This window comes from Paracoccus wurundjeri (assembly GCF_030678915.1).
GTDB classification, from domain to species: Bacteria; Pseudomonadota; Alphaproteobacteria; order Rhodobacterales; family Rhodobacteraceae; genus Paracoccus; species Paracoccus onubensis_A.
The window spans coordinates 26326-44551 of the sequence record NZ_JAUUTZ010000026.1 but is presented as its reverse complement, the minus strand read 5'-3'; the positions used below and the strand labels follow the sequence as shown (position 1 = coordinate 44551).

Sequence of the window (18226 nt, the reverse complement as noted above, 5' to 3'; positions counted from 1 at the left end):
CATGTCCAATCCGATACTTTCGATTTCGGGCCTGACCACCTCATTCAGGACTGGCGGGCAGTGGCGCGATGTCATCCGTGATATCAGCTTCGATATCGGGCCGCAGGAAACCGTCGCCGTCGTCGGGGAATCCGGTTCGGGGAAAAGCGTGACCGCGATGTCGGTGATGCGGCTTCTGGGCGGCAATGCGCGATCCTCGGGACGGATCGGCTTTGACGGGCGCGACCTGCTGTCTCTGCCGTTAGAAGAAATGCAGAAGATACGTGGCAACCGGATCGGCATGATCTTTCAGGAACCAATGACCTCGCTGAATCCGGTGCTGAAGATCGGCGACCAGATCACCGAGGTTCTGATGCAGCATCGCGGGCTTGACCATGCGACTGCCACGACCGAGGCGGTCCGTCTGTTGGACAAGGTTCGTATTCCTTCGGCCAAGGCACGGCTGGGCGAATATCCCATGAATTTCTCAGGCGGGATGCGTCAGCGCGTGGTGATCGCCATCGCGCTGGCATGCGAGCCGAAACTGCTGATCGCGGACGAGCCGACCACGGCGCTGGATGTGACGATTCAGGCCCAAATTCTGGAATTGATCAAGACTCTCCAACAGGAAGAGGGCATGTCGGTTCTGTTCATCACCCACGATATGGGCGTGGTTGCCGAGATTTCAGATCGCACCGTGGTCATGTATCGCGGTGATATCGTCGAAACCGATACGACTCGGCAGATCTTCCGTAAGGCCTCCCATCCCTATACGCGCGCTTTGCTATCGGCGGTGCCGCAGCTTGGTTCGATGGCAGGTCAGCCGCGACCATTACGCTTTCCGGTAGTGGACATGAAAACGGGCGAGATCGCACCGGTGCCGCCGACGGCCGACACGGTTCGCCATGATATCGCCCCGGTGCTGAAGGTCGAACATCTCATCACCCGCTTCCCGGTACGCAAGGGCATATTGCGGCGTATTGCCGGACGGGTCCATGCGGTCGAGGATATCTCCTTCGATTTGCATGCCGGGGAAACCCTGTCACTGGTAGGCGAATCCGGTTGCGGAAAATCCACGACCGGACGCTCTCTGATCCGCCTTGAAAAGATGACCTCGGGCAGGGTGCAGATCGACGGGAAGGAAGTGACCAAGGCCAACCAGGGAAGCCTGGCCGAAATCCGGCGCGAGGCGCAGATGATCTTTCAGGACCCGTTTGAAAGCCTCAATCCACGAATGCGGGTGGGTCGGGCGATTGCCGAACCCATGATTGCGCATGGCCTTGCCAGTTCTTCCGAAGCGATCAGACGCGCCGGAACTTTACTGGAACAGGTCGGATTGTCGGCGGCGATGGCCGACCGGTTCCCGCATGAATTTTCTGGTGGCCAACGGCAGCGGGTCTGTATCGCTCGCGCGCTCGCACTGGATCCCAAGCTGATCGTCGCCGATGAATCGGTTTCGGCGCTGGATGTGTCGATCAAGGCGCAAGTAATAAACTTGATGTTGGATTTGCAGGAAAAGCTGGGGCTAGGCTATCTTTTCATCAGTCACGACATGGCGGTCGTGGAACGGATCAGCCATCGCGTGGCGGTGATGTATCTAGGCGAGATCGTCGAGATAGGCCCGCGCCAGTCTGTATTTGAAAACCCGCAGCATGATTATACCCGCAAGTTGATGGCCGCCGTTCCGATTGCCGATCCAACGCGACGCCAGACGCGCCGTATCGCGGATAGCGAAATCAGAAGCCCCTATCGCGCGGCTGATTACGAGCCGGCCAAGCGCCAATATCGCGAGATCAGTCCGGGGCATTTCGTGCAATTGACGGTCGAAAAATGATTACTGTGCTCGGGTCATTTCGACCGGGGCGGGTTGTCGGGCGGATATCATCAAACAGAAAACTGTCAGGCCGGAGGTGACCGCGGCATGGGTTTGCGCGTATCCTGCATCGATCTTCCCGCACAGCCATTGTTTCGGCTCGATCCCCGCCCAGGCCGGCATTTCCGCAGAATCGAAGGCGCTTTACGTTATCAATCTCGTGGGCGAGGATGGGGACGACAATAGTGGGGGGCGGCGGCGGTGACGGTGGAGGCGGTGATTGATCGCGCACGAAAAAGTCCGCGTTGGTTCCGTAGCACGGGCTTAATTGTAGTGTGAGTACCGAATAGAGAGAAGATATCGGGCCGGTCTGGGTGTTCCAATCCGTAAGATTACCTACGTAGAGTTGTGCAAAAAATAGCCCGCGCCATGTGGGGGCATGGGCTAAGGAATCCATCTTCGCTATACTCCTAATGTTTGATGCGGAAGCACAGGAGCCAATGAAAAAAACCCGCGCCCAAGAGGGAGGCGCGGAAGATAAGGACTACACATACTGCGGTGCCAAAACCGCAGTGCCGGACGTGTATGCGTAGAACTACCTATGCAGAATTACTCGCGAAACCGCCCCAGCCACTTTCATCAACGATAGCCAAAGTCTGGCCCATGTCCCATTGGAATACCCCAGCCAAACCACCAGTCCAGCCAGATGATGGCAATGACGGCGCCACCTAGAATCCAAGGGATGGCATGGGCAACGCGCCCACGGAAGAACTTCTTCATAAGCGCTCCGTTCTATCCATTTTGCTCAATCAACTCCGGTTCATCCTTGATCCTGAACCTCGCCGCTAGATTATACTATAGCTTCGTGCTTGCCATCCGCTCCAATTGAACTCCACGTAAGTAAATCTACGTGGCTAATCTTACGCATAGCCCGGCTACTGCCAGATCGAGTATACGCGCGGCATTAACGACGAGTATTTTAGGGTGAACATGTTGTTTTATGATCGAGCCCGCGCCTCCTCATGTGCGCAGGCTTTTTTGAGTTTACAGCGTGTCAGCGCCCTTGAATGCCCAGGACGGATCATCCGCCGAGTTCGCTAATCAGGTTCGCGTCCGAAATGGGGTATGCGAAAGCGGTCGAGCAGGAGCGGCAGGTCATTCGTTACAACAACCTGATTATGCACGATCGATGCGGCATCCAATACCACACCGAGTCTGGCGTTGCTGCGTTCGTTACCTCGACCATGATCGCCGGTATCGGGTACGGGCTTTCGTTTAACCTCGTGGCCGAGGTTGCAGTGTCCGCTGTTCCAGCGGAGCGGGCGGGCGCGGCGGGATCAATCGCTGAAACCAGCAATGAACTGGGCAATGCGCTGAGCATTACGCTGCTTGGGTCGCTAGCCGCATTGAACTTCCGGTTGCACGGTCCCGGAGTCGCTGGCACATTCGACGAAACGCTCGACAAAGCAGGCATTGCGCCGGACCTGGTCATGCCGGCCAGGGAAGCTTTCCTGATCGGTTTGCATATCGCGGCAGGCATGGGCGGAGTGCTCATGCTGATTGTCGGCATCGTCGCGTTGATTTGGCTACCAAGAAAATTGCCAGGGTAACGATGCAGCGACCACGATCAATCCCCTGATAGATCGCCAAGCATCAAAGGGCCCCGCGTCTCGCTTGCTCGGAGCTGATTCGAATGTGGCCCCCGTGAATGACCCGATTGGTCCTCAACATGAACATCTGCGCCTCCTGACCGACAGTTTTCCATTCATATCAAATGACAAATCGAGCTTATGTTCTGTAAATCAGGTTTGGGTACAGGGACTCACAACCGATCCTCACCAAACAGGTCATCCACTTGCATTGCAGTTTCCAACAAATCCGGGCGGCGTGTTGCGATACAGTCAAAAAGGATCTGGCCAAGGGCAACGCTCAGGATGCGGTCGTAGATCTCGGGACTGCCGCGGAGGCCATCGGCACGTGGCAACGCAACGTGCAAATCGGATATCTTGCTGAGCGGCGAAGCCGTGGCGGTGGATACGGCAACGACATGTGCGCCGGCTTCTTTGGCGGTGCGTGCGGCCCAAACGACGCTTTTCGAGCGACCGGAATAGGATACGACGATCGCCAGATCGCCAGTACGCATCATGCCGGCAACGGATACCTGGGTATGGTGTTCCTGACTGAACTGCACCGGCAGACCCAAGCGCATCAGTCGCAGGTAGATGGCAGAACATACCGCCGCGGATTCACCCGCCCCGAAGAATCCTATGCATCTGGCTGAAAGGATCCAGCTCACAAGCTGATCCAGAAGATGCGGCTGCGATAGACTGCGCATGAAGGGTTCAATCCGATCGCCCAGATCATGAAGCACCCTTTGGGCGATGCCGGTCAGCGATGATGTGTCCACATCCGCAGGTCGTAACCCGCCGCCTGACCTCTTTGCTTCCTCAAGTAGCGAACGTCGCATGCCCTTCAGGCCGCCATAGCCAAGCTTGCGCGACAGGCGGTCAATGCTGGATCGGCTTGCGCCTGACCTTTCGGACAGATCCGATGAGGTCATCGAGCCCAGGGTAAAGAGGTCGATCTCAAGCAGCTGTGTCAGAATTCGGCGCTCGGCCGGAAAAAGCTGCACGCTTTCTGCCCGCTCAGCCAGGCTCATCTCTTCTGTTATGACGTCGCTACTCGCCGCGGGTTTTTGGATATGGGACAAAATGAACCTCCATATATAAAAATTATCATTGCGGGACGTTTTGTTTCGTGTATTTTCTCATCGTGACTTGGGAGAGGCAATGCACAAGATCAGTGCGGTGTAGCCCGAGGCGACTGGGGGAGGAATCTATCATGAGATATCATATACTCACATGTGCGACGGCGATTGCTGCGGTATTGCAGGTTGCGATGCCGGCAATGGCCGAGGATGTTCCGTTGAAGGTCGGCGTGACGGTTGTGGATATGGGCAATCCGTTTTTCGGTGCAATCGCCAGCGGCATCGACTCTGCGGTAAAGGAACTGGGCGGTGAGGGTTCCAGCGCCACAATCGTCTCGGGCGATTACGATCTGGCCAAACAATCGTCCCAGTTCGACAATTTCATTCAGGCCGGTGTCGACATGATCATTGTATCGGCGGTTGATAGCCAGGCGATCGGCGGGGCTGTCAAACGGGCGGAAAGCGCCGGTATCCCGGTCATCGCGGTTGACAATACGGCAAGCGGTGCGGGTGCCACGATCACAACGGACAATGTCACTGCGGGAAAGCAGGCATGCCAGTATATTGCCGAGCAGTTGGATGGAAAGGGCAATGTCATCATTGTCAATGGCCCACAGGTTTCCGGTGTGATTGATCGGGTCGAGGGTTGTAAGGAGGTCCTTTCCGAACATTCGGATATCGCGATCCTGTCTGACAATCAGAATGGCGTCGGGACGCGCGATGGAGGGCTGGAGGTGACGACCGGCCTGCTGATTGCCAATCCAGATGTCGCTGCGATCTTTACGATCAACGACCCCTCCGCAATCGGTGCCGACCTTGCTGCAAAGCAACTAAACCGTGAAGGCATCATCATCACGACGGTCGATGGTTCTCCCGATATCGTGGATGCACTGACCGGCGATACCATGATCGTTGCGTCGTCGGCCCAACTTCCACGGATGCTGGCGCGTGCGGCAGTTGAAGCCGGTATCAAACTGAAGAATGGCGAGACCATCGACGAGCCGGTCATGCTTGTCGCACCCGAACTGATAACCCGCGATAATGTCGCGCAATATCAGGGATGGGACGCCGAACAATAACGGCGAGCCCGCGAATGCGCTGCGCCTTTCTGATGCGAGGGTGGCGTCATCCTGAGGCAGAACTCTGTCGGGTGACAGGGTTCTCCCAGGTAACTGCAAATCAACCAGAGGATTCCCATGCCGATCGTTCCGCTGAAACAGATGCTCACCCACGCCTCGGAGAACGGCTATGCCGTTGGGGCCTTCGTCAGCATGAACCTAGAAGTCATTCAGGCAGCTGTCGCCGCTGCGGAAGCAGAAAATTCTCCGGTGGTCATTCGCATCCATCCGGACAGTCGGCAGATCACGCGGTTCGACACGCTGACAGCGATTGCCAAGCATCTGGCGGGGATGTCGCGCGTTCCGGTGGGGCTGAGTCTCGATCACGGAGAAAGCCTGGCCGATACGATGGATGCTATACGGGCGGGATGCAGCAGTGTGATGCTGGATGCCGCGGAAGAAGCGCTGGAAGACAATATCGCCGCTGTTCGCGAGGTGGTTCGTGTCGCCGATCCGTTGGGCGTGATGGTCGAGGCTGCTATTGGCCATATGGAACATGGCGCCGTGCAGGGAGAAGACGATCTGGCCAATGTACAAGAGGCCGTGCGACTGGTGAAGGAAAGCGGCGCAACCATTCTGTCGCCGGCGATCGGCAATGTCCACGGCTCTGCCCATGGCGAGGAAAAAGCTACTCCCTCACTTGCGATCGACCGCATTCGCGAATTGCGGCAGGCGACGGGGGTACCGATTTGCCTGCATGGAGGCTCGGGCACGCCACCTGCCATGATGCAGGAGGCCGTGCAGGCCGGCGTTGCCTTGGTCATCCTGTTCTCGGATATGATCACGGCATACAATCGGGGAATGAAATCCGTCTACGATTCCAATTCGGACGGGATTGCAGTGATCGATGCGCTTGTTCCGGCGCAGCGTGCCGCTCAAGCTGTCATTGCCGAAAAGATGTCTGATTTGGGATCGAAAGGCCGCGCCAGTGCCTTCCTTGAATGGCAGAAGACGCAAGGCTGATCCTATGGAAGCGCGGACTCCGATCATCGTCGGCATTGATATCGGCACAACGAATGTGAAGGCCGTGTCAATCGATGCAGATGCACGGGTCCTTAGCGTCCACCGTCGGCCAATGGTGATCCATAGCTCTTCCGCCGATGCAAGCGAATTCGATCTGAGCAATCTGGTTCAGATGCTGATTGCGCTTCTGTCCGACACTGCCGCCGATCTGGAGGCCGGCGGATACGACCTGCGCCGGATCGCTGTGCTTTCGGTCGCGGCGATTGGTGAAAGTTTCGTTGGGCTGGACCGTGATGACCGGCCCGCATTGCCATGTCCCACATGGTATGACCGCAGGACCGGACCATACCGGGCCGACACAGGAATGGATGCGGCCTCTTGGTTCGATACGACCGGAATGGTGGATGACGACATCTACACGATCTGGCGTCAGATCTGGTGGCGTCGTCACCAGCCCGATGTTGTCGGTCGCGTGGCACGCTGGTTCTCGGTTTCGGACTATGCTCTATTCTGTCTTGGCGGTGCGCATGTGGCACATCCTGCGCTGGCTGCGCGGACGGGGCTTGCCGACCGGCACCGACTGGACTGGTCGGACGACCACCTTGCGATTGCGGGCGTCAGACGGGCAGCGATGCCTGAGCTGCTGCCTCAGGCCAGTGTTGCAGGTCATCTGTCGGCTGACATGGCGCGGCTGACGGGCCTGCCGCAGGGGCTGCCGCTGGTCAATGCCGGCCACGACCATCCCTGCGCCGGTCTGGGTGCGGGAATGACCCGGCCGGGAACCTTCGTCAATTCCGCAGGAACGGCAGAATCCCTGATTGCACTTGTGGATCACCCCCTGAGTTATGAGGAGGTTGGGGACGGAGAATACGACTGCTATCCCCATGCCGTTTCCGGTCAGTTCCTGTTGTCGGGGCATATCCCGACCTCGGGGGCTGCCATCGACTGGATAGCGCGGCAATTCGGCCTTGCGGACGATCAGATCGTCGCCGGAGTGCCGCCGGGTTGCCGTGGTGTTCGCGTGGCGCCTTACCTTCAGGGGTCCGGCTCGCCATGGAACCGGCGTGATGCGCGTCTGCGCATGGCGGGAATCGATGCAGGGACGAGCAAGGCCGAACTAACCCGTGCCACCTATGAGGGGCTGGCCGCGTGGCTTTCGATCAGCGTTACGCGGTTCGAGGAGCAGACGGGCTATTGCCCGCAGGAAATTCTGCTCACGGGTGGCGGCGGGAGACATCGAGCCTATACACGTATCAAGGCGGCAATTTTGAACCGTACCCTTGTCGCAGCAGATATTCCCGAGGCCGCCGGCATCGGTGCTGCCATGATCGGCGGTCTGGCGATCGGGATCTGGCACAGCTTCGAGGATTTGACCTCATGCGATCGTGGTCAGGTCAGCAAGATTCGGCCCGATCCACAGATGCAGACCGCCTATTTCGGGTTGAAAGGTGAAATGCAGGATTTCCTTGCGCCCTGACACATTTCATTGCCGGCCGCGAGAACCAAGCCGCAGAGCAGGAGAGCAGACAATGCCTACAGATGCCGATCCGATAGCACCGCCGCCGGCGGCTCCCGCTGTCCCGACCGCTCGGGCGCGGATCCAGACAGGTCTGGCCACTGCGGGGATGCTGCCCGTGCTGATCGCTCTCTGTCTTGTCTTTTCAGTCGCAAACGGGCGTTTTGCCACGCTTCAGAACGCTATTGTCATCCTTCAGCAGACATCCGTGAACCTCGTCCTTGCCTGTGGGATGACATTCGTGATTCTAACCGGTGGCATCGACCTGTCGGTCGGTGCCATTCTTGCCGCTGCCGCGATGGCGGGATTGATCGTCTCACTGGACCCGTCTATAGCGATCTTCGCAATCCCGGCGGCGCTGGCCGTCGGAGCAGGCTTCGGCCTTTTGAACGGCATCCTGATCGCCGGCATCCGGCTTCCGCCGTTCATCGTCACTTTGGGCGGCCTGACCGCCATTCGCGGTGTCGCACGCCTGATGGGCGGCGACCGAACGGTGTTCAATTCGGATCTTCCCTATGCGGTGATCGGTAATGACTCGATCTGGGGTATTCCCTGGTTGGTTATCATCGCGCTGAGCGTGGTTCTCATGTCATGGTTTGTCCTGCGCCGAACCGTCTTCGGACGATATGTCTATGCGATAGGAGGCAATGCCGAGGCGGCGCGTCTGGCGGGCATCAAAGTCGGTTTCATCCTGGTCCTGGTTTACGGGCTGTCTGGTATCTTGGCTGGGCTGGGTGGAGTTATGGCCTCCGCCCGGCTTTTCGCTGCCAACGGTCAGCAACTGGGCATGATGTACGAACTGGACGCGGTAGCAGCAGTCATCCTCGGTGGGGCTTCCCTGTTCGGCGGCGCAGGCTCTGTCTGGGGAACGGTCGTGGGCGCGCTGATCATAGGCGTGCTGACGAATGGACTGATTCTCGTTGGTGTATCCGATGTCTGGCAGTTCATCACCAAAGGCCTGATCATCATCGCGGCGGTCGCGCTGGACCGCTTCCGCAACCGGCGCTGAAACAGGAGGAGATGTCATGGAAAATACCCCTCTCGTCGAAATGCGAAATATCTCACTGTCCTTCGGCGGCCTGCATGCCGTGCGCAATGTGTCCATTGATCTTTATCCTGGCGAAGTCGTGGGCGTACTGGGACATAACGGTGCCGGAAAATCCTGTCTGATGAGGATTCTGGCAGGTGCATATCCCCGCGATGCCGGCACCATCCATGTAAACGGAGCAGAGGCCCGTATCGCGAACCCTCGTGACGCGCGCCGCTACAATATCGAGACAATCTATCAGACGCTGGCGCTTGCCGACAATCTTAACGCCTCCGCCAACCTGTTTCTCGGGCGCGAGCTTCGTTCGCCATTCGGCACTCTGCGTAGTGCAGAGATGGAGGAAGAAACCCGCCGCATCATGGGGCGTCTGAACCCGAATTTCCGAAAATTCGGATCACCTGTCGCGGATCTTTCGGGTGGTCAGCGACAGTCGGTGGCGATTGCCCGGGCGGTCTATTTCAACGCGCGCATCCTGATCATGGACGAACCGACAGCCGCATTGGGTGTCGAGGAAACCCGAATGGTGGGTGAACTCATTGAAGAGCTAAAGGCTCGGGGGCTGGGTATCTTTCTGATAGATCATGATGTACAGCAAGTCATGCGGCTTTGCGACCGCGCCAGCGTGTTGAAGAACGGCCATCTGGTCGGAACCGTGCGCACCGCCGACGTGACGGAAGACGATTTGCTGGAAATGATCATCCTCGGAAAAACACCGGCACAGGTGGCTTGAACGACAGTTTCAGGTTGTTTTCTTGGATTAACACCACCTGATCTCGGCAATTACAGATCCCAGCTTAATGATCCATCACCAACGGTGCCCTGTAGCTTTCAAAATTGCCGCAGACTCCGATGGACTGACCCGAAACATGTGGGGCGAGATCCGAGGCGAGAAAGGCTGCCATATCGGCGATTTCCTGCATCTGGACCATAGTATGCATCGAGATGTTATGCAGGAACATGCGGGTGTATTCTTCCGCTGACATGCCGCTCGCTGTGGCCTGTTCGGCGATCACCCGTTGTCCGCGTGGCCCGTCAACGAGACCGGGGAGAATCGAATTCACGCGCACGCCGATTTCTCCAAGTTCGATGGCAAGGGTCTCGGTCAGCCCGCGAATCGCGAATTTCGATACGGAATAGGGAAGTCGCAGCGGCATTCCCATGCGTCCGGCGACCGAAGACATGTTGATGATGCATCCACCTTCAGCCGAGCGAAGCAACGGAATGGCGGCCCGGACCATGTAGAACATGCCCGACAGATTAACGTTTAACGTCGCCGCCCATTCGTCGTCGGTGATATCTTCGACGGGTCTGGTCGGCCCGGAGATGCCGGCATTGTTGACCAGGACATCCAGACGTTCGAACCTGGAGGAAAATTCCCCGAACAACCGATGAACCTGCCCCGAATCGGAGATGTCGGCCTGAACCACCAGCGCGTCGGGAAATTGTTTCCGCGCGTCCGCCAAGGCATTCGGCGAGATGTCACAGAGGCAAAGCTGTGCGCCGTATTCGGCGAAACGCTCGGCTATCTTGAGTCCGATTCCGCCCGCTCCGGCAGTAATCAGGGCGATCTTGCCCGTCAGGTTCATGTGGGTTTCTCCGATTTTTTTGGGCGTCCGCGGGGCCTTTTCGGCGCCGGTTCGGGCTCGGGTGTATTGATCAGATCAACATCCCGCCGAAAGCGGCGGGCGGAATGCCAAATATCGCATGCCATTGCAGTTGCTGCGGCCTTTGGTGCCTGTGACTGGCAGGCAGTGATGATACGCTCGTGAAAGAGGGTTCCCGCACGGAAGAACGGTAACGGGTCGACCAGCTTGCGATGCGCGTTGGTCAGATAGGGACCGGCACGCAGCCATAATCCATTGATAATATCCAGAAGCTGGGGCATCTCGGCGATTTCGTAAAGTGTGAAATGGAAATTGCGATTCGCGGTCATTACCTGTGCCGGATCGCTGTTTTCTATGCCGCGAATCATTGCGGCATTCAGCTGGGTCAGTTTGCGCAATCCGGTTGCCGTCATGCGCCGTGCCGCCTGATCGGCCGCCAGACCCTCGACCGTCATGCGGACCCGCATCAGCTCCCGGAACATGTCAGGTGTGAAAGGTGTGACGCGGAATGTGCGATTGGGCATCTGAACCAGTGCGCGCTCTGCCACAAGTCTCTGTAAAGCCTCACGAACCGGCATCGGGCTGGTGCCCAGTACTGTCGCCAGATTTCTGATCGTCAGGCTCTCTCCCGGAGTGAGATCGCCGGTGAAGAGCGCTTCCCGAAGCCGTTGGTAAACCTGCGACTGTATTGTCGTCGAATCTATTTGACCAAGATCAGCCTTCATGCGTTCTCCCCCTCCATTTCGTCTTTTTCTTTCTTTGCCGACGCTATCGTTAGCATGAGAATAAAATAAAATAAATTGAGATCACAGATCACGAATTTTCTTGACCGATACTGGCAAACAAGTAATGGTCTGCGCAAGAGGAAAGAGACCGTGAAAAACTTAGGAGGAGTTGTTCATGAGGTCTGTTGCAATTGTTGGCACCGGTTTTATTGGTCGCGGCTGGGCCGTTTGTTTCGCCCGCTCTGGATGGGATGTACGCCTGTGGGATCCGGTTGATGGTGCGGCAGAGTCCGCGCGTCGTTATATCGCCGATATGCTGCCCGGGATTGCGGCCGCCGGTCTGCTGACAGGAAGCACGGAGCAAGACGTTCTGGCGCGAATTTCGATTGCATCGACCCTTACGGACGCAGTTGAAGGTGCGGCCCATGTGCAGGAGAACGCCCCTGAAGATTTGGCCCTGAAACGTGGCTTGTTTCGGGAACTGGATGGGCTTGCCGCGCCGGATGCTGTCATCGCAAGCTCAACTTCGGCCTTGTTGCCATCGGCGTTTACGGACCATCTGCCGGGGCGCGCACGCTGCATTGTTGCTCATCCGGTGAATCCGCCGCATCTGATCCCTCTGGTCGAACTTGTTCCTGCGGAATGGACGGATGAGACGACGACCGAACGGACCGAGGCCCTGATGACGGAAATCGGCCAGTCGCCCATACGACTGCAGCGCGAGATAGACGGCTTCCTGCTGAACCGTCTGCAAGCTGCAATACTGGACGAAGCTTTCCGGCTTGTCGCAGAAGGTTATGCCTCGACCGATGCCATCGACGGATGTGTCAAGGACGGATTGGCAATGCGCTGGTCCTTTATGGGGCCATTCGAGACCATCGATCTCAATGCCCCCGGCGGTGTCCGCGATTATGTCGAGCGCTACCACGGCATGTTTCGCGGGATGACCGAAACCATGCGGCACAGCGCGGACTGGGCGGGCCCCGTTCTTGACCGAATCGAGATGGAACGCCGCGAGAAGCTTTCTCAATCGGAATTGCCAGAACGTCAGATGTGGCGCGACAGACAATTGATGGCTTTGAATGTTCATCGCAGCACCCATCAGAGTGAATAATACAAAGGATTGAACTCATGGCAGAATCTGCGCCAGTTATCATCACCTGTGCGGTCACCGGCGGTATTCATACGCCCACGATGTCACCGGCTCTGCCTGTCACACCGGAAGAGATTATCGCGGATTCTCTGGGTGCTGTCGAAGCCGGGGCTGCAATTCTGCATCTGCATGCGCGAAATCCCGATGATGGCCGTCCCGAACAGAATGTCGAGGCATTCATGCGGTTTCTTCCGCGGCTGAAGCAATCGACTGACGCGGTGATAAACCTGACCACCGGCGGATCGCCCCATATGGCACTGGAAGAGCGTGTTGGTCCGGCGGCGAAGCTGCATCCCGAGCTTGCTTCATTGAACATGGGTTCGATGAATTTCGGTCTGTTCCCGTTGGTCGAGAAATATCCGCAGTTCAAACATGAATGGGAAAGAACCCATCTCGAAGCGACTCGTGACGTAGTTTTCCGAAACACTTTCAAGGATATAGAGTATATTCTGTCGACCGGCTACGAAAACGGGACGCGCTTCGAGTTCGAATGCTATGACATCTCGCATCTCTACAATCTTGCGCATTTCGTGGAACGCGGACTGGTAAAGCCGCCTTTCTTCGTTCAGTCCGTTTTCGGCATTCTTGGCGGGATAGGAACACATCCCGAAGATGTGGCGCATATGAAGCGTACTGCCGACCGGCTGTTCGGCAAGGATTACCGCTGGTCCGTGCTGGGTGCCGGCAGCAGTCAGTTGCGCATTGCGGCACAGGCGGCGGCTATGGGCGGCAATGTTCGCGTCGGTCTTGAGGATTCGCTTTGGGCCGGTCGCGGTCGCCAGGCGGAATCAAGTGCCGAACAGGTCACGCTGGTTCGCAAGGTGATCGAGGGGTTGGGGCTGCGGATCGCGACTCCGGATGAAGCCCGCAGCCTGCTTGAACTCAAGGGAGGGACCGATGTCGCTTTTTGACGAAGGTTGGATGGAAATCTGAAACATCGGTTCTGAATCAGGGAGAGACCAGATGATGAAAAGAAGAACAGTCTTGAAGGGCATTGCCGCGGGCGCGGGCGTAACCCTGGGCATGAATGCCACTTATCTGCGGGCGCAAACGGCTCCGATCCGGATCGGAGCATCCTATGCGCTTAGCGGTGTTGGCGCGCCGGTTGGAACGCAGATGTTGGCCGGCACGGAAATCGCGATACACCAGATCAATCGCGATGGCGGACTGCTTGGTCGCGAGGTGCAGCTTGTGACCCGCGACGACAAGTATAACAGCGCGGAATCGGTGGCCATCGCACGCGAATTTGCAGGGGATGGGATTAACCTGATGCTGGGCGGTTCGCAGACCGTGACCGCGTTGGGTCTGGCGCCGCTGGCGCCCGAACTGAACATGGTGGCGATCATCGTGGCGGCCGCCGGGATGCCCGTCACGCATGAATTGTTCAATCGCAATATTTTCCGGACGACAGCGAATAATTATACTCAATACGGCTCGCTCGGGCGAACCCTGATCGAGCAAAATCCGGAAATCAGGACATGGGTGTCATTGGCGCCAGACGGAGATTTCGGCCGGGATTCGGCGCTTTTCTTCGGCCGTGCTGTCGAGAAATATTCCGAGGCTGCTTCGGGTGAAAAGGCAACCGTGCTGGATACGATCTACACGCAGGCGACGGCAACGGATTTCCGTACACAGATCAATCAGTTGATGAGTTCCCAGGCCGAGGGGCTCTATCTGGGAATTGCCGCCTCGGCGCAGATCAGCTTTTTCCAGCAGGCCCGTTCAGTAGGTCTGTACGATAAGTTCAAAGCGATCGGCGAGGTCGGAAACAGCGATATTACCGGCAAAGCCCTGGGGCGGAATACTCATCCGAATCTGTGGTCGATCTGCCATTGGCTTTACAATCAGGAGCCGTTTGCAAGCAATCCGGTCAGCCAGCAGCTTTACAAGGATTACGTCGAACTCAAGGGTGATGATTTCCCGTCGGGTCAGGTTGCCGCGGGGCACCGCGCTGCGATTGCGCTGTTCGAGGGTATCCGCAAGGCGGAGACGACCGATACCGACGAAGTTATCGGTGCCATGGAGAATCTCAGCTTCGAATCCGCCGGGGGGCCTGTCGAGTTCCGGACCGAGGATCATCAGATGCTTGGACTGAATTTCTATTCGCAGATGGGGCCCTCGACCGAAGAGCCCTATTTTCAGTTCAACAAGGTCACCAGCGTCGATGCGGTCGAGATGATAGAGCCCGCAAATCCGGGGCAGCCCTTTGATATCAATGAGCTTCCTCAATGACCTCGCAGGCGGTTTTTGTCTTGTTCAACGGTCTGGCGTCCGGGATGGCGTTCTTTCTGGTCGCCGCCGGTCTGACCTGGGTGTTCGGGATCCTCAAGATCCTGAACCTCGCGCATGGGGCGTTTTTCATGCTGGGCGCATATATCGCCTTCACCGTAGGCGGCGCATGGCCCGCCTCGATCTGGAGTTTCGTGGGCGTGGCGCTCATTGCGGCGGCGGCGGTCGGAGCCTTGGGGTATCTGACGGATCAATTGGTTCTGAAGCGTTTGCGCAATGTCGATTACCACTACGCCCTGATCGCCACCTTTGGCCTGATGCTGTTCTGCGAGGGCGCCGCGAAGTTCATATGGGGCACGGATTATCAGGCCGTCATGCCCCCGCCCGAGATCGATCGCGCCATCGTTGTCGGCGGGTCCTATATTTCGCTTTACACATTGTTCGTCATTGGAGCGGGCATCGCGGTGTTCGCAGCGCTGGAGATGATCATGCATCGCACCTGGGCGGGCAAGATCATGCGCGCGGTTTCGAACGATCCCTGGATGGCGGGAACTTTGGGGATCAATGTTCCCATGGTGCTGATGGTTTCCGTCATCGCGAGTTTTGCGCTTGCAGGATTTGCGGGCGGTATTCTGGTTCCGAACCAAGCCCTGTCGCCGCATGTCGGCGCGTCTTTCGTTCTTTATGCCTTTATGGCGGTGGTTATAGGCGGGCTTGGCAGCATTCGCGGCACATTTATCGCCTGTATCCTGCTGGGGCTGGTCGAAAGCGCCAATGCCACCTTCCTGAGCCAATATGGCGGCATCGCCATCTATGTCATGCTTGCCGTTTTCCTTGTCTGGAAGCCGACCGGCCTGTTTCCCGCACAAGGAGCAACCTGATATGGTGCAGAATTCATCCACCTCAATTCAGGGCCGTATGACTACCTTCAGCCCGGTTCTCGGGCCGGTGGTTCTGACCGCCTTGTTTGCCTTTCTTTTCTTTGCGCCGATGATGCTGAACGCGGGTTTGCTGTTCTGGGTCGGGATGACGATGATTCAGGCGATCTTTGCGCTCTCCTGGAATCTGCTGTTCGGATATACGGGATTGGCATCTTTCGGTCATGCCGGCTTCTATGCGATCGGCGCTTATTTCACTGGTGCCGCACTCAGATATGACTTTCAGCTACCGTTCCTTGTGGTTCTTGCCGTCGCGGGAATTCTTGGGGCGTTGGTCGCGCTGGCAATCGGAGTCGTGGCGCTGAAGCGGCTGACCGGGATATTCTTGGCCGTGCTGACCGTGGCCCTGACCGAGGCAATGGCAAAAATAATTGGTCTTTCCAAAGCGTTGGGTGAACAGGATGGATTGGGAAATATCCCGCGGCCAATCATCGATCTTGGGTTCTTAGATCTCGATCTGACACATAGCCACGATTATTATCGCTTCCTTCTCATTGCGACCGTCGTGACCGTCGCGGCGCTGTGGTGGGTGGTTCATTCCCGTCTTGGCCGTAGTTTCCGTGCCGTGCGCGAAGATGCGGAGCGTGCGCGTTTCGTTGGCATCGATGTTGCGCGTGTCCGGGTAATCTCGTTCATGATCTCGGGGGGGACCGCGGCATTGGCAGGCGCGTTATCCGCACCATGGACGCGGATCGTGACACTGGATCAGGTGAACTGGCTGGCATCGACCCAGCCTATCCTGAATTCGTTGCTGGGTGGGTTCACCTCGTTCTGGGGGCCTGTTGTGGGGGCCGTTGCCTATACAGGCATAAATTACTGGACGCGGACATTCGCTGGTCTGTCCGAGATGCTGGTGGGCGGTATTCTGGTGCTGGTTATCCTGCTTGCGCCGACCGGTATCGTCGGTCTGCTGGGTAAGGCGACCCGGCGCATCCGCGGAAACGGAGGCAAAAAATGAACTCCGTACCATTGCTGGAAGCAACTGATCTGCGCGTCAACTACGGAACATTCGAGGTGATCAAGGGTGTCAGTCTCGCTGTGCAGCTGGGTGAGGCCCTTGCGATCATCGGTCCCAATGGCGCTGGCAAGACGACATTGTTCAAGGCGCTGACGGGTGAAATCGGCTGCCGGGCCGGGAAGGTCGTGTTCCAGGGCAAGGATGTCACCAAAGTGTCCGCGCACCAGCGCACAGCCGAGGGAATGGGCCGGACTTTTCAGGTCTCTCGCGTGTTTCTGGAACTGACGGCTTTGGAAAACGTGATCATCGCGCTGGAATCCCGTGACCGCAACCGGCGGCAGCGTCGGGGCGGCTGGTGGCGCACGTCTCCGACGTCCGGTCTGATCAAAGAGGCCGAAGCTCTGCTAACCCGGCTTGAAATCGGGAACCTGCGAGACGAGGTTGCCACCACGATCTCTCACGGTGACAAGAAGCGGCTGGAACTTGCCTTGACATTGGCATTGGAGCCGAAGGTTCTGATGCTGGATGAGCCCACGGCGGGCATGGCACCGGCCGACCGGATGCAGATCGTCGAGATGATCCGCAATATCCGCCGCGAACAGGGCGTGGCCGTTGTGATGACCGAGCATGACATGGACGTCATCTTCTCGATCGCCGATTCCGTCGTCGTCATGAATTATGGCGAGGTGATCGCCGCCGGGACTGTGGATGAAATTCGCAACAGTCAGGTCGTCCGTGACGTTTATCTGGGTAAGGATATGTATCATGCTGCGGATTGATCGATTGAATGCCTATTACGGGCAAAGCCATATCCTGCATAATGTTCAGCTTGAGGTCGGGACCGGCGGACGAAGCTCGGTTCTTGGCCGTAACGGCGCGGGTAAGTCCACGCTACTGAAATCCATCACAAATTCCGGGCCGAGGGTTGACGGAGAGGTGACTTTCAACGGTCAGCCGCTGGGCCAGAAGGCTTGGTTCAAGCGCGCGAAGGACGGAATCTCCTTCGTGCCCGAGGATCGGCGCATCTTTACCCATATCACTGTGGAAGAGAATATTGAACTGGGAAGATTTGGCGCATCCGCTGATCGCCCGGTGATCCCCCTGTCGCAGATTTACGACTGGTTCCCGATGCTGGGACCGCTGAAGGCCCGTCTCGGCGGGCAGTTAAGCGGCGGTCAACAGCAAATGCTGGCTGTCGCGCGGGCGATTGCATCGCGGCCGCGGATCCTGCTGCTGGATGAGCCGACCGAGGGGCTGGCGCCGGTCATCGTCGAGGATTTGGCAAGTATTGTGGCGCAGATTTGCACCGAGTTGCAGATAACCATGCTGCTGGTCGAGCAGAATATCTGGTTCAGCCGGCAGACTACCGATCATGTCTATGTCCTGGATACTGGTTCGGTCGTCTTTTCAGGAAGCTGGGCGGAATTTGATCAGGATGAAGCGATCCGCAACCGCCATCTGGCGCTTGCGTGACG

The 18226-nt window shown here is 57.6% G+C and carries 18 protein-coding genes; 14 read left to right on the top strand and 4 right to left on the bottom strand.

Annotated features, from left to right (window positions below):
* Position 1 precedes the first annotated feature (1 nt).
* On the top strand, positions 2-1813 hold the full coding sequence (locus Q0601_RS20165; RefSeq protein WP_305291711.1) for an ABC transporter ATP-binding protein: 1812 nt from the start codon (positions 2-4) through the stop codon (positions 1811-1813).
* A gap of 618 nt (positions 1814-2431) precedes the next feature.
* Here Q0601_RS20165 and Q0601_RS20160 read toward each other — a convergent pair.
* Positions 2432-2572, bottom strand: a complete 141-nt coding sequence (locus tag Q0601_RS20160) for a hypothetical protein (protein ID WP_305291710.1) — start codon at positions 2570-2572, stop codon at positions 2432-2434.
* Positions 2573-2910: 338 nt separating this feature from the next.
* Here Q0601_RS20160 and Q0601_RS20155 point away from each other — a divergent pair, with 338 nt between their 5' ends.
* Positions 2911-3402, top strand: a complete 492-nt coding sequence (locus Q0601_RS20155) for an MFS transporter (RefSeq protein ID WP_305291709.1) — start codon at positions 2911-2913, stop codon at positions 3400-3402.
* A 212-nt stretch (positions 3403-3614) separates the two neighbouring features.
* On the opposite strand, the gene Q0601_RS20150 is transcribed toward Q0601_RS20155, so the two are convergent.
* Entirely contained in the window at positions 3615-4451 is an 837-nt protein-coding gene (locus Q0601_RS20150) for a MurR/RpiR family transcriptional regulator (protein ID WP_305291708.1), read from the bottom strand.
* Between the two features lie 182 nt (positions 4452-4633).
* Between Q0601_RS20150 and Q0601_RS20145 the strand changes: the two genes are divergently transcribed.
* From Q0601_RS20145 to Q0601_RS20125, 5 genes are all read left to right on the top strand, one after another.
* The gene (locus Q0601_RS20145) at positions 4634-5578 is read left to right on the top strand and encodes an ABC transporter substrate-binding protein (RefSeq protein ID WP_305291707.1); all 945 of its coding nucleotides are present in this window, start codon (positions 4634-4636) and stop codon (positions 5576-5578) included.
* A 117-nt stretch (positions 5579-5695) separates the two neighbouring features.
* The gene (locus Q0601_RS20140) at positions 5696-6580 is read left to right on the top strand and encodes a class II fructose-bisphosphate aldolase (RefSeq protein ID WP_305291706.1); all 885 of its coding nucleotides are present in this window, start codon (positions 5696-5698) and stop codon (positions 6578-6580) included.
* Positions 6581-6584: 4 nt separating this feature from the next.
* Entirely contained in the window at positions 6585-8057 is a 1473-nt protein-coding gene (locus Q0601_RS20135; RefSeq protein ID WP_305291705.1) for an FGGY-family carbohydrate kinase, read from the top strand.
* 52 nt (positions 8058-8109) lie between these two features.
* The gene (locus Q0601_RS20130) at positions 8110-9105 is read left to right on the top strand and encodes an ABC transporter permease subunit (RefSeq protein WP_305291704.1); all 996 of its coding nucleotides are present in this window, start codon (positions 8110-8112) and stop codon (positions 9103-9105) included.
* A 16-nt stretch (positions 9106-9121) separates the two neighbouring features.
* Entirely contained in the window at positions 9122-9874 is a 753-nt protein-coding gene (locus tag Q0601_RS20125) for an ATP-binding cassette domain-containing protein (RefSeq protein WP_305291703.1), read from the top strand.
* Between the two features lie 64 nt (positions 9875-9938).
* Here Q0601_RS20125 and Q0601_RS20120 read toward each other — a convergent pair whose 3' ends face one another.
* Positions 9939-10730 (bottom strand): SDR family oxidoreductase, encoded by a 792-nt coding sequence (locus tag Q0601_RS20120; RefSeq protein WP_305291702.1) that lies wholly within the window; start codon positions 10728-10730, stop codon positions 9939-9941.
* Entirely contained in the window at positions 10727-11473 is a 747-nt protein-coding gene (locus Q0601_RS20115) for a GntR family transcriptional regulator (RefSeq protein WP_305291701.1), read from the bottom strand. Before Q0601_RS20115 ends, Q0601_RS20120 begins: the two co-directional genes overlap by 4 nt.
* Positions 11474-11648: 175 nt before the next feature.
* On the opposite strand from Q0601_RS20115, the gene Q0601_RS20110 reads away from it, so the two are divergent.
* From Q0601_RS20110 to Q0601_RS20080, 7 genes are read left to right on the top strand one after another with little or no spacing between them, the layout of a single operon-like run.
* Entirely contained in the window at positions 11649-12587 is a 939-nt protein-coding gene (locus Q0601_RS20110) for a 3-hydroxyacyl-CoA dehydrogenase (RefSeq protein WP_305291700.1), read from the top strand.
* Positions 12588-12604: 17 nt separating this feature from the next.
* Complete coding sequence (locus tag Q0601_RS20105) at positions 12605-13537, top strand: 3,5-dioxohexanoate:acetyl-CoA acetone transferase (RefSeq protein WP_305291699.1); 933 nt, start codon at positions 12605-12607, stop codon at positions 13535-13537.
* A 52-nt stretch (positions 13538-13589) separates the two neighbouring features.
* Positions 13590-14858 carry an ABC transporter substrate-binding protein gene (locus tag Q0601_RS20100; RefSeq protein WP_305291698.1) on the top strand — a complete coding sequence of 423 codons (1269 nt, stop codon included), beginning with the start codon at positions 13590-13592 and terminating at the stop codon, positions 14856-14858.
* Positions 14855-15736, top strand: a complete 882-nt coding sequence (locus Q0601_RS20095; RefSeq protein WP_305291697.1) for a branched-chain amino acid ABC transporter permease — start codon at positions 14855-14857, stop codon at positions 15734-15736. The genes Q0601_RS20100 and Q0601_RS20095 overlap by 4 nt, the downstream gene beginning before the upstream one ends.
* A gap of 1 nt (position 15737) precedes the next feature.
* Positions 15738-16751, top strand: coding sequence for a branched-chain amino acid ABC transporter permease (locus Q0601_RS20090; protein WP_305291696.1), 1014 nt, complete (start codon positions 15738-15740; stop codon positions 16749-16751).
* Positions 16748-17530, top strand: coding sequence for an ABC transporter ATP-binding protein (locus Q0601_RS20085; protein ID WP_305291695.1), 783 nt, complete (start codon positions 16748-16750; stop codon positions 17528-17530). Before Q0601_RS20090 ends, Q0601_RS20085 begins: the two co-directional genes overlap by 4 nt.
* A complete protein-coding gene (locus tag Q0601_RS20080; protein ID WP_305291694.1) occupies positions 17517-18224 on the top strand; it encodes an ABC transporter ATP-binding protein in 708 nt (235 codons plus the stop codon). The genes Q0601_RS20085 and Q0601_RS20080 overlap by 14 nt, the downstream gene beginning before the upstream one ends.
* Positions 18225-18226 lie beyond the last annotated feature (2 nt).